We start from the raw sequence: 12,909 nt of genomic DNA, 5'->3' as shown, positions 1-12,909 counted from the left end.
GCTACTTCTGACCCACTCCCCTCGCCTCAGGCTTGGGAAGAGGGCTGAAGAGGGCTTGGGAAGGGGAGTCGGTCGTCAGTGCGCTACGTCGACGACGAGTCGAGTCGGGTCGCTGAGGGTATAGACGTGGAACGGCGTTTCCGGCTTCGACAGGCCGATCAGGGTCTGGGTGGTGCCCTCGAAGACACCGGCATCCTGCACCTCGGTCACGACACCCGGGTTCTCGACCTCGAGAGGATTCGGGCCGGAGTAGGGCTCGACACCGATCGTGGACGGAATCGACGAACCGTCGATCAAGACCTGGAGAATTCCCTGGCCGTGCATTGGGATCGTGTGGCCGCTGCCCTGCTGAATTGCGGCTTCGACGATGTCGGCTCGCCACCCCGGAGTGCCGGTGCCACTCAGTTCGTAGGTCACGCGGTCGAACCCTTCGTGGCTGGTCACGAGCATGTCGGTGATGGTGAGCGCGGCGTCCGGCGATGCGTCCGCGGACTGTGGTGCTGTTCCGGTCGGCACCCCGGTCATCGCGTCGTCGGACGCCTGGAATGCCGTTGCGTCGCGCTTCGTGCCTTCGGAGTCGGCTGCAGACGAAGTGAGCGGGGTCGATGCGGTCGGCTCGGATTCGGTGGTCGTGCACCCGGCGAGGGCCAGGGCAGCGGCGGCGACGGAGGACATGGCGAGCCTGCGGTGGGACCGGAAATTCGTCATATCTCGGGATGGTAAGTGTCGATTGGGCATCGTTCCGGATTTGACGCGCCTCGTATCCGATTCGGTATCTGGCGTTGGGCGTGTCAGCGGGCCGCGAGTGCGTCGCGCAGGTAGGCGAGGTCGGCGGCGATCCCCTCGGCGGGTGTTTCGAGGATCAACGGGGCCCCGGCCGCGGACGCGATTTCTGCGAGCATCCAGGGGTCGATCGTGCCGGTGGCCAGGTTCGCGTGGCGGTCGCGGGCGGAGTCGAACTCGTCGCGTGAGTTGTTCAGATGAACCAGGTCGATCCGGCCGGTGATCGCCTTGATCCGCTCGACGATGCCGGGCAGTTCCTCCCCTCCGGCCCACGCATGGCACGTGTCGAGGCAGAACCCGGCACCGAATTCGCCCACCGCGTCCCACAGGCGGGCGATCGCGTCGAGATGCCGGGCCATCGCGAAGTCTCCGCCGGCAGTGTTCTCGATGAGGATCGGAACTGCGAAGCCGCCCTTGTCCTGTTGTCGTTCGAAGAGCTTGCGCCAGTTGGTGACCCCTGCGGCGGGGTCCTCGCCGTCTCGGACGTGTCCGCCGTGGACGACGAGCCCGATCGCGCCGATTTCGGCAGCGGCCGCGGCCTGGTCGGCGACGGCCTTGCGGGAGGGCATCCGGAGTCGGTTGTTGAGGCTGGCGACGTTGATGACGTACGACGAGTGCACGACGACGTCGATCGGGCTCCGCAGGATGCGCTCGGTCTGCGGGTGCGGTTCCGGCTTGTCCCATTTCTGCGGGTCGGTGAGAAAGAGTTGGACGATGTCGGCACCGAGACTCTCACCGATCCCGATGGGGTCGTCGTCCTGCCGTAGGTGGGCTCCGATCCGCATGGGGTCAGAGTAGTGGGTTCAACGGTGGGTATCGCGGTGACGGCCGCGGATGTCGACGTCGAATCGCCCCGGGCCCTTCCCGTGCGTGTGATGATGGAGTTGCAGTCGCATGGGGAGGGCCCGGCCATGGCTGAGGAATTCACCGGCAAGGTATCGGTCGACATCCGGGAATCGACGCCCGACTGGGCGCCGTTCACCGAACCCAGGGCGCCGGAGGGGGCGCCCAACATTCTGTATCTGGTCTGGGACGACATCGGTATCGGCACGTGGGACGTGTACGGCGGATTGGTCGACATGCCCAATATGCGTCGAATCGCCGATCGTGGAATCGCGTTGAGCCAGTTCCACACGACAGCACTCTGTTCACCGACGAGGGCGTCACTGCTGACGGGACGCAATGCGACATCGGTGGGCATGGCGACGATCGTGGAGTTCACCGAAGGATTCACGAACTCGAGTGGGCGGATTCCCGCGGACTGCGCGCTCGTGTCTGAGGTCCTCGGTGAGCGGGGGTGGAATACGTACGCGGTCGGCAAGTGGCACATGACGCCACTCGAAGAGTTGAATTTGGCTGCCACAAAACGTAATTGGCCGCTCTCGCGCGGATTCGAGAGGTTCTACGGGTTCCTGGGCGGCGAGGCCGACCAGTGGTACCCGAATCTCGTCTACGACAATCACCCCGTCGAACCGCCGTACGCGCCCGAGGACGGCTACCACCTGTCGAAGGACTTGGCGGACAAGTCGATCGGGTTCATTCGGGACTCGAAGGTCATCGCGCCCGACAAGCCGTGGTTCCTCTATATGTGTCCCGGCTGCGGCCATGCGCCGCACCACGTAGCGAAGGAATGGGCCGACCGATACAAAGGTCGGTTCGACATGGGGTACGAGAAGTATCGAGAAATCGTCCTCGCGAACCAGAAGCGTCTCGGTCTCGTTCCAGAGGACACGGAATTGTCGCCGATGAACCCGTATGTGGGCGAGGTGAGCGCGGACGGCACGCCGTGGCCGGAACTCGACACCGTGCGCCCGTGGGATTCGCTCGCCGACGACGAGAAACGGTTGTTCTGCCGGATGGCGGAGGTGTTCGCCGGCTACCTGAGCTACACGGATGCGCAGATCGGGCGTCTGCTCGACTATCTCGACGAGTCCGGACAGCTCGACAACACGATCATCGTGGTGTTGTCGGACAACGGTGCCAGTGGGGAAGGCGGTCCCCACGGTTCGGTCAACGAGCACAAGTTCTTCAACGGCTATGCGGATCGGATCGAGGACAATCTCGAGAAGATCGATGAGTTGGGCGGTCCGGAGACATACAACCACTACAGCATCGGCTGGGCGTTCGCGTTCAACACTCCCTACAAGCTGTTCAAGCGGTACGCCTCGCACGAGGGCGGTATCGCCGATCCGTGCCTGATCTCGTGGCCGGACGGTATCGCCGCGCGCAGCGAGGTTCGGGATCACTACATCAACGTGTGCGATATCACGCCCACCGTCTATGAGCTGCTCGGCCTCGATCCGCCGCTCACCGTCAAGGGGGTCCCGCAAAGACCGCTCGAGGGGATCAGCTTCCGAACGATTCTCGAGGACGCGGACGCCGTGACCGGCAAGACGACGCAGTTCTACTCCATGCTCGGCACCCGCGGGATCTGGCACCAGGGCTGGTTCGCCAACACCGTCCACGCCGCGACTCCGTCGGACTGGTCCCACTTCGACGAGGACCGATGGGAACTGTTCCACATCGAGCGCGATCGTAGCCAGGTGCACGACCTCGCCGCGGCGCGTCCGGACAAACTCGAGGAGATGCGTGCGCTGTGGTTCGACGAAGCCGCCAAGTACGACGGCCTACCGCTCAGTGACCTGGGCATGCTGGCGATCGCCATGCGGAACCGCCCCTACCTGACCGGCGAACGCACCTCGTCGATCTACTACCCCGATGCCGCCGAGGTGGGCCCGGGCGCAGCGCTCGAGATCCGCGGCCGTACGTTCTCGTTGCTGGCGGAGGTCACCATCGAGTCTGACGACGCCGAAGGCGTGCTGTACGCGCATGGAGGCAGGCTCGGCGGGCACACGCTGTTCGTGCAGGACGGCCAACTGAAGTACGTGAACAACTTCCTCGGGGAGGAGGAGCAGCTTGTCGTCTCCGCGGACCGGATCACCCGAGGCGGACACGTCCTCGGCGTGCGTTTCGAACGCACCGGTACCGCCGACGACGGCATCACCCCGGTTGGAAACACCACGCTGTACATCGACGAGCATGCAGTGGGGACGCTGGAGAGGATGCGGATACAGCCCGCGACGTTCTCCGCCGTGGGGGAGGGTATCCGGGTCGGCCGCGATACCGGTCAGTCCGTCTCCCGCCTTTACAGCGCACCGTTCCGGTTCGGCGGCGGCACTGTAGCGAGAGTCACAGCCGACGTCTCCGGTGAGCCGTATCTCGACATCGAGCGGGAAATCGCACGCGCCTTCTCCCACGACTGACCCGTTTCGGCTCCCGTAGCTCGAGATCAGGGTTCGGGGTTCAAGATCAGGGAAGTCCCCGATGGTTTCCGCCAGCTCCGGCAGGCGAAGATGTTGGGCATGCCAACGGAAACCGAGATGCCCACGGAAACCACACTTGCCGCGCGAGCGGTCAACCTGACGAAGGTCTACGGCAGTGGGGACACCCAGGTCCACGCACTTGCGGGTGTGTCTGCTGAGTTCGCGCGGGGGGAGTTCACCGCCATCATGGGGCCATCCGGCTCCGGCAAGTCGACGTTCATGCATTGCCTCGCCGGTCTGGACGCGGCGACGTCGGGTTCGGTGCTGATCGGTGCGACCGATCTGACTTCACTGTCGGACAAGAAGATGACGCAGCTGCGTCGGGACCGGATCGGGTTCGTCTTCCAGGCGTTCAACCTCGTGCCCACGCTCACGGCACTCGAGAACATCACGTTGCCGCTCGACATCGCCGGCCGGAAGGCCGACCAGCAGTGGCTCGACGCCGTGATCGACCGGTTGGGTCTGCGGGATCGCCTCAGCCACCGTCCGGGGGAGCTCTCCGGCGGGCAACAACAGCGCGTCGCGTGCGCACGCGCCCTCGCCGGGCGGCCGGAGATCATCTTCGGTGACGAACCGACCGGAAATCTCGACTCGCGCTCGTCGGGTGAGGTACTGGCGATCCTGCGTGCCGCGGTCGACGAGTTCGACCAGACCGTCGTGATCGTCACGCACGATCCCCGGGCCGCGAGTTTCGCCGATCGAGTCGTGTTTCTCGCCGACGGGCAGATCGTCGACGAACTGCGCGAACCCACGGCGGAGTCTGTCCTGGACCGCATGAAGAACCTCGAGACGGTCTGACGCCATGGCCATGACCACGTCCCCGATGCGCAAGGTGTCGTTGCGCAACCTGGCCGCGCACAAGGTGCGGCTCCTGCTTACCGTCTTGTCGGTGGTGCTCGGGACCGCATTCGTCGCTGGATCCTTCGTATTCACCGACACCCTGCAGAGAACCTTCGACAGCATCGTCGACAGTGAGGCCACGGGCGTCGACGTGCGTGTCAGCGCCGTCGAGCAGCACTCGAGCGGTGTCCCGCTCGCCGCCGCCGACACGATCCGCGGCGTCGACGGGGTCCGCGCCGTCGCACCTTACGCGGGTGGCCCGATCGTGGTCCTCGACTCGGCGGGCAAGCCGATGCAGAACGGCGGCGCACCAAGTTTCGGTTCCTCGTTCCTGCCGCCGGACCAACAGCTCGGTGAACCGGTGGAGTTCGTGGCGGGTACACCGCCCGAGCAGGCCGGGCAGATCGCACTCAACGACAGTGCCGCGAACCGTGCAGGTCTCGCGGTGGGCGACCAAACGCAGGTGCTGACGAGGGACGGGCCGATCGACGTCACCGTCTCGGGCATTTACGCACTCGAGAACGACGCCGGCGGCTACGTGGAAGCGCTGTTCACCGATGCCCAGGCCCGCCAGCTGTTCACCGACGGCAACCATGTCGGATACATCGACGTCGCCGGCAGCGGGGTCTCACCGGACGTGCTCCGAGACCGCATCGCTGCGGCACTGCCCGACACCAAGGTGCAGACCGGGACCGAGGTGAGCGAGGAGGCCAAGGACGAGATCACTCAGGCCCTCAGCTTCATCAACTACTTCCTGCTGGCGTTCGGTGCCATCGCGCTGTTGGTCGGCACCTTCATCATCTACAACACCTTCTCGATGATCGTGGCGCAGCGCCTGCGCGAGCTCGCGCTCCTGCGTGCGATCGGCGCCGGCCGCACCCAGATCGGCCGGTCCGTGGCCTTCGAGGCACTGATCATCGGTGTGATCGGCAGCGCGTTGGGTCTCGCCGCCGGTGTCGGACTCGCGTACGGCCTACGCAGCCTGCTCAACGCGTTCGATCTCGGTCTGCCCGGCGGGGCGCTGCAGGTCGCGCCGCGAACGATCGTCGTCGCACTCGTGCTGGGTGTGCTCGTCACCGTGGTCAGCGCCTACGCGCCGGCCCGCCGGGCTTCCAAGGTACCGCCGGTTGCTGCGATGCGTGAGGAGTCCGTGTCCACCGGCGACACCCTGAAGGTGCGCACCCTGATCGGTGTCGCAGCCGCCGTCGGCGGTGTGATCGCACTGTTCGCCGGGTCCCAGTCCACCGGCGGTGGCGCGGCGGCGACCGTCGGGCTGGGCGCCCTCGGCCTCGTCCTCGCTGTGCTCCTCGCCGCGCCCGCGCTGTCTCGCCCGGTCGTCGGCGCTCTCGGAGCGGTGTTCGCCAGGCCGTTCGGGCCGGTGGGGCGGTTGGCCCGCACGAACGCGATCCGCAACCCCAAGCGCACGGCAGCGACTGCATTCGCGCTGACGCTCGGCCTGATGCTGGTGTCGCTGATCGGTGTGCTCGGCGCGTCGGCGAAGTCAAGCGTCAATGCGCTCGTGGACACGGGGGTCGAGGCCGACTTCGTGCTCACCCCATTCGAGGTGTCCGACCCTCATTGGGGGCTCGGCGTTCAAGCCAAGGCTGCCGAAGCGTCCGAGGGGGTGGACGGCGTCGAGCAAGCGGTCCGGATGCACCCGGTGATGGTGGCGATCAATGACGAGGACGCGACCGGCACCGCATTCAGCGAATCACCCGATGCCGTGCTCGAGTACGAGATGAAGGAGGGCTCCGCCTCCGTCACCGGCAACGACATGCTCGTTGCCGAGTCCGAGGCCGCAAAATACGGCTGGAAGCTGGGTACCCCTGTCACCATGGTCAGTCGGGACGGCGAGTCGGTGACGACCACGGTGACCGGGATCTACGCCGACAACCAGCTGCTCGGTTCGTGGGTCGTGTCTGGCGAGGTCTACGACGAGGTGACGCCGCAGAATATGGGCTTCATCGTGGGTGTGCTGATCAAGGCGACGCCCGGCGCAGACTTGGCCACGATGGCTGCCGATCTGGCGACCGCCACCGACCCGTTCGGGGCGGTGCAGGTCCAGGACCGGGAGCAGTTCAAGGGCAGCCAGGCCCAGCAGATCGACACCCTCCTCGCGGTGCTGTACGGACTGCTGGCGCTCGCGGTGGTCATCGCGATCCTGGGCATCGTGAACACCCTGGCGCTCTCGGTCGTCGAACGACGACGTGAGATCGGGATGCTGCGGGCGGTCGGCATGCAGCGGGTCCAGGTGCGCCGCACCATCTATATCGAGTCGGTCCTGATCGCGGTGTTCGGGGCCCTCGTGGGCGTGCTCCTCGGTGTCGTGTTCGGCTGGGGTTTCGTGCAGACGCTCGCCGACCAGGGGCTCGATCGGATCGCGGTCCCGTGGGGCCAGGTAGTCGCCATGTTGATCGGGTCCGGTGTGGTCGGTGTCCTCGCGGCACTGTGGCCGGCAGCCCGGGCGGCACGGACCAAGCCGCTCGAGGCTATCGCCGACGTGTAGGTGTGACCGGCGGCGGTACCTCCACGGTGTTCGGCCGTGAAGGTACCGCCGCGGTGGCCGATCTGCTGGTGGGGGACTTGCCCCGGGCATGCACGTCACCCGTGCAAAGCCTCCATTCCTCTTGCCCGAGGGGAGTAGCGTTCGCATCGAGGACCCGACCGATCCGCGTGGAGGAAATCGTCGATGAATTTGGCCTTGACCACCGAAGAACGAGCGTTCCGGGACGAGATGCGAACGTTCTTCCGAACCCAGATCCCGGAGGGGATCCGCGAACGGGTGGCGTCCGGAGCGCCGATTGGTCGCGACGACTTCGTCACGACACAACGAACGCTCAACGCCGCAGGCCTGGCGGTGCCGCACTGGCCGGTCCGGTGGGGTGGCCGCGACTGGTCGGAGGTGCAACGTCACATCTGGCGCGACGAGATGCAGCTGGCCGCGGTTCCCGAACCGCTCGCGTTCAACGTGAACATGGTCGGACCGGTGATTGCCAACTTCGGTTCCGAGGAACAGAAGGCCCGCTTCCTCCCACCGACCGCGAACCTCGACATCTGGTGGTGTCAGGGTTTTTCCGAGCCCGGTGCCGGGTCCGATCTGGCGTCGCTGCAGACGCGGGCGGTGCGCGACGGTGACCACTACGTCGTGAACGGGCAGAAGACGTGGACGACCCTGGCCCAGCACGCGGACTGGATCTTCTGCCTGGTCCGTACCGACCCGAATGCCCCGAAGAAGCAGGCCGGCATCTCGTTCCTGCTCATCGACCTCAGCTCGCCTGGGGTCACGGTGCGCCCGATCCGGTTGATCGACGGCAGCTACGAGGTCAACGAGGTGTTCTTCGACGAGGTCCGTGTTCCCGTCGAAAACCTGGTCGGTGAGGAGAACGCCGGCTGGAGTTACGCGAAGTTCCTCCTCGGCAACGAGCGGACCGGGGTCACGGGGGTGGGCCGCGCCAGGGTCAAGCTGGCGCGGGCGAAGGAACACGCGGCCCGCACGCCGACAGGGTCGGGCACGCTGCTCGACGACCCGCTGTTCGCGGCCCGGGTGGCGGAACTCGAAAACGAGCTGCTCGCGCTGGAGTTGACGCAGCTGCGGGTGGTCGCGAGTTCGGCCCACGGCAAGCCGGATCCCGCGTCGTCGCTGTTGAAGCTGAGGGGCTCGGAGCTCCAGCAGGCGGCGACCGAACTTCTCGTCGACGTTGCTGGACCGGACTCGCTGCCGTTCGACGCCGGGCCCGACATCGCGAGCCCGATGTGGGCCCAGCGCGCGGCCCCGACCTATCTGAACTATCGGAAGATGTCGATCTACAGCGGGTCGAGCGAGGTGCAGCGCAGCATCATCGCCTCCTCGATCCTGGGATTGTGAGGCGGGGGCATGGACTTCGAACTCGACGACGAACAGAAGCTGCTGAGGGACACCACGAGGGAGCTTCTCGACCGTAGCTACGACGCCGAGACGCTGGACGCGGTCAAGGCGACACCGCGAGGGTGGAGTGTGGACGTGTGGCGGCGGCTCGCCGATACCGGTCTCCTAGGGCTCGGATTCGCCGAGGAGGACGGCGGATCGGGCGCCGGTGCGGTCGAGGTCGGGCTCGTGATGACGGAGTTGGGGCGACGACTGGCACCGGAGCCGGTCCTCGACGCGGTGATGTTGCCTGGCGGGCTGATCGCCGATATGGGCAGTGAGGCGCAGCGACGGAAGATCCTGCCCGACGTGACTGCGGGCGGGACGCTGCTGGCATTCGCCCACGCCGAACCCGGGTCCCGTTGGCCCGCCGTCGACGTCGTCACCAGCGCTGTCCGGCAGGCGGATTCGTGGACGGTATCGGGGACGAAGAACCCGGTGCTTCACGGCGACAACGCGGACACGTTCGTCGTCTCGGCGGCACTACCCGACGGTGGCGTCGGATTGTTCCTCGTGAACGCGGACGCGCCGGGTCTGGAACGGAAGCCGTACGCCACCCACGACGGACTCCGCGCCGCGCAAGTCGACTTCCGGAACGTGTACGCGGAGCCGCTCGGTAGCGGCGGCGATGCCGTCGTCGCGATTCGTGCCGCGCACGTGCGGGCACAGGCGGCGCTGTGCGCCGAGGCCGTCGGGGCGATGGAGGAGGTGCTGCGCCTGACCACCGAATACCTGCGTACCCGTAAGCAATTCGGAGTGCCACTGGCCCGCTTCCAGACTCTCACGCACCGTGCGGCGGACATGTACGTGTCACTGGAACTGGCCCGCAGCATGAGCCTGTACGCGATGATGTCGCTCGCGGACGGGGTCGTAGATCCGGTGGTGGCCTCGCGCGCCAAGCTGCGGATCGGGCGATCGGCGCGGCATATCGGGCAGGAGGCGATCCAGATGCACGGCGGAATCGGCATGACCGCCGAGTACGCCGTGGGGCGCTACGTGTCACGGCTGACGGCGATCGAACACACCCTCGGTGCGACCGACGATCACCTGCGGGTACTGGTCGCGGACGTCGCGGGGCACGGCATGGTGGATGCCACGGATTGACACGGCATGGTGGATGCCACGGATTGACACGGCACGGTGGACGCTACGGACTGACGGCGGGCGTGACGGGCAGTGAAGGGAGCGAGTCGTGGCGAACAAAATCGAGTTCGCGGTGCTGGGTCCCGTCACGGCCCGGCGCGGGGGTAACCCGATCGGCCTCGATCAGCAGGAGCGGGCACTGCTCGCCGCGCTGCTCGTGGCGTTTCCGCATTCGGTGGACATCGAGCGGCTGCGCGCCCAGGTGCGATGTACGGGGGCGTCGGAAGGGAACGGGCAGGGTGCGGACGGCCCGGACGCCTTGGCGCAGGCCCTCGAGCGACTCCGAAGCCGACTCGGCGCCGACCTGGGCGGAGATGGCGATGTCCTGGTCCGGGAGGGAACGCGTTACCAGATCGTCGTGCCTCGTGACGCCGTCGATTCGGCCCGATTCGTCGATGAGGTGCGCCGCGGTGACGCAATGCTCGAGCGGGCGCCCGACGCCGCGGCCGACGCCTACCGTCAGGGGCTGCGCCTGTGGAAGGGCTTCGCGTTCGCCGGCATTCCGACGGAGGCGTTCATCGAGACCGAGTTCATCGAATCCGCGGTGGCGCGGCTGACCGCACGTCGGTTCGAGGCCCGGATCGCGCTGGCCCGGGCGCAAATCGCCGGGGGCGAGCCCGCGTCGGCGGCGGTCGAAGGTGAGGCTCTGGTGGTGGATCACCCGCTCGACGAGCGCGCGTGGGAACTGCTGGTGCTGGGGCTCGCCCGATCCGGTCAGGATGCGCATGCGCTCGCCGCGCTGCGACGCTGTCGCGCCATCTACGACGATGGTCTCGGTTGCGAGATCGGCGTCGGTCTTCGTCGGCTCGAGCGGGCGATCCTGGAGAAAGACAGCACCTACCTCGAGACGGCCGAGGTGTCGCCGCCGCCGATTCTGCCCGGGTCGAACCTGGTCCTGCCGGGGACCGGGTTGGTCGATCGCGAGGACGACGTAACGCGTCTCGTGGAGTTACTGGACGAGAGTCGACTGGTGACGCTGGTGGGTCCACCGGGGGTCGGCAAGACACGACTTGCCGTCGAGGTATGCCGACGGAAGGAGATGTCGGACGGGCCTTGGATCGTCGATCTCGCAAAGGTCAGCGACGGGGCATTGATCCCGTCGACCATCGCGACGGTCCTCTCTCTGCCGGGCGTCGGATCCGCAATACACTTGGCCGAAGTGATGGCCGCGAAGTCGAGCGTCCTCGTTCTCGACAACTGCGACCACGTCGTCGACTACACGGCGGACACGGTGCGGGCGATCGTCGAGTGCTGCAAGGGCGTCCACGTGATCGTCACCGGCCAGGGAGCGCTCGGGGTCGCGGGCGAGGCCGTGCACGAGGTCACGTCTTTGTCGGTGGACGGCGACGCGCTCGAACTGTTCGCCGAGCGCGCGGCCGGTGTCGACGCCACATGGCGGTTGGAGCACAAGAACGAGCGGTCGGTGCGGGCCGTCTGTACCGCGGTCGTGGGCATTCCCCTCGGCGTCGAGTTGGCTGCGGCGCAGTTGCGCTACATGAGCGAAGCCGAGATCGCCGACGGTCTCGCGAGACACATGGCGCTGCTGCACGGAGTTCCGGACCCGCAGATCGGTCCACGCGGACGGATGTGGGACGTCGTGGACTGGGTCAACAGTCTGTTGTCGGACGCGGAGGCGATGCTGCTGCGCCGAACCTCGGTGTTCGCGGGTTCGTTCGATGCCGAGGGCGCGGCCGCGATGTACGAATTCGCCGCGGAGGCCGACGTGTCGGCCCTGCTGACGGTGCTCGTGCGCCGAGGCTTGCTGCGGGTGGTGCCGGGAACGTCACCCACGCGCTACCGGATGCTCGCATCAATCCGCCAGTTCGCGCGCGAGCAGGCCGACGATGCCGAGTCGGTCGCAATCCACGCTGCTCACCGCGCGTTCGTGATGTCGCGGGTCGAGAGTGCCGCCGGCATGTTGCGAAGTGCCCGCGCCGGGCATGCCCTCACCCGGCTCACCGAGGACCAGGCCGAACATCGAGCGGCCCTCGAGTCGGCGTTCGCGGCGGACGATGCTCACTACGCACTCGAACTGGCCGGTTACCTCTCGTGGTTCTGGTATCGGACCGGGAACGTCGGTGAGGGCCTGAAGTTCCTGCGGACCGCGCTCGACATGGTCGCGGGGGACTGGCGGCCGCCCGAGCCGCGCGTGATGGCGCGTGCCCTCGACGGTCTGTCGTCGCTGACCTACTTGACCGGTGACGCGGCGATAGCCGAGGACGCGGCCCGCCGGGCCGCGCACCTGTGGTCGTCGATCGGCGACATCGGCGAGATGGCCCGCGACGAGGCGTGGCGAGCACTGTTCGTCGCGATGCAGGGGCAGCCGGAGGCGGCGGTCGAACCCGCCCGGAATGCCGTGAAGGTCGCGGCCGAACACCATTCGGAGTGGACGGAGACCGAGGCGCGGACCGTGCTGGGCCTGTTGTTGCGCACGGTTGGATCGGTCGAGGAGGCCCGAAACGAACTGCGTGCGGCGATTCGAGTCGGCGAGCGTTGCGGGCATCGATGGGCGGTGACGGCGTCGACGTGGGGGCTGATGAAGGCCGCGTCCGACGCCGGTGACGTCGAAGGTGCACTCGCCACGATGCGGGTGCTGCGGGCGGAACTCGAGGAGGACGACGTCATCTCGTGGTTGGTGATGGTCCACTCGACGGCGGCCGTACTGGCGTCCGCGGGTCGTCCCACGGATGGCGCGGTGCTGATGGGCGCGGCGGATGCGCTCGGTGCGCAGGCCGGATTCCTGCCGACCTGGATCGACGTGGTGGACGGTCCGATCGAGGCGGCCACTGTCCACAACGCACTCGACGACGAGGAGTATGAACAGTACGCCACGATGGGTGCTCACCTGACGCGTGAGCAGGTCGATCGGCTGGTCGGCGAATTGGTGGAGGGCCCGGTGGCCGAACCTCGCTAGGA

8 protein-coding genes are annotated in these 12,909 nt (G+C 67.0%); 6 read left to right on the top strand and 2 right to left on the bottom strand.

From position 1 onward, the window contains the following. Positions 1-75: 75 nt before the first annotated feature. Together EF834_RS00835 and EF834_RS00830 are read right to left on the bottom strand one after the other, a co-directional pair. Positions 76-708 carry an AMIN-like domain-containing (lipo)protein gene (locus tag EF834_RS00835; RefSeq protein WP_127944595.1) on the bottom strand — a complete coding sequence of 211 codons (633 nt, stop codon included), beginning with the start codon at positions 706-708 and terminating at the stop codon, positions 76-78. An 83-nt stretch (positions 709-791) separates the two neighbouring features. Further along, positions 792-1,568 carry a deoxyribonuclease IV gene (locus tag EF834_RS00830; RefSeq protein ID WP_127944593.1) on the bottom strand — a complete coding sequence of 259 codons (777 nt, stop codon included), beginning with the start codon at positions 1,566-1,568 and terminating at the stop codon, positions 792-794. A 126-nt stretch (positions 1,569-1,694) separates the two neighbouring features. Here EF834_RS00830 and EF834_RS00825 point away from each other — a divergent pair, with 126 nt between their 5' ends. The 6 genes from EF834_RS00825 (at position 1,695) to EF834_RS00800 (ending at position 12,907) form a co-directional block, all read left to right on the top strand. Next, positions 1,695-4,046 (top strand): arylsulfatase, encoded by a 2,352-nt coding sequence (locus tag EF834_RS00825; protein ID WP_127946022.1) that lies wholly within the window; start codon positions 1,695-1,697, stop codon positions 4,044-4,046. Positions 4,047-4,136: 90 nt separating this feature from the next. Next, positions 4,137-4,904 (top strand): ABC transporter ATP-binding protein, encoded by a 768-nt coding sequence (locus tag EF834_RS00820; RefSeq protein ID WP_127944590.1) that lies wholly within the window; start codon positions 4,137-4,139, stop codon positions 4,902-4,904. A 4-nt stretch (positions 4,905-4,908) separates the two neighbouring features. Beyond that, on the top strand, positions 4,909-7,452 hold the full coding sequence (locus EF834_RS00815; RefSeq protein WP_127944587.1) for an ABC transporter permease: 2,544 nt from the start codon (positions 4,909-4,911) through the stop codon (positions 7,450-7,452). A gap of 183 nt (positions 7,453-7,635) precedes the next feature. After that, a complete protein-coding gene (locus EF834_RS00810; protein ID WP_127944584.1) occupies positions 7,636-8,811 on the top strand; it encodes an acyl-CoA dehydrogenase family protein in 1,176 nt (391 codons plus the stop codon). A gap of 9 nt (positions 8,812-8,820) precedes the next feature. Then, entirely contained in the window at positions 8,821-9,954 is a 1,134-nt protein-coding gene (locus EF834_RS00805) for an acyl-CoA dehydrogenase family protein (protein WP_127944581.1), read from the top strand. A gap of 88 nt (positions 9,955-10,042) precedes the next feature. Continuing rightward, positions 10,043-12,907, top strand: coding sequence for an ATP-binding protein (locus EF834_RS00800; protein WP_127944578.1), 2,865 nt, complete (start codon positions 10,043-10,045; stop codon positions 12,905-12,907). Positions 12,908-12,909 lie beyond the last annotated feature (2 nt).

This window comes from Rhodococcus spongiicola, assembly GCF_004011835.1.
Lineage (GTDB): Bacteria > Actinomycetota > Actinomycetes > Mycobacteriales > Mycobacteriaceae > Prescottella > Prescottella spongiicola.
This window is presented reverse-complemented; position numbering and strand designations above follow the sequence as displayed.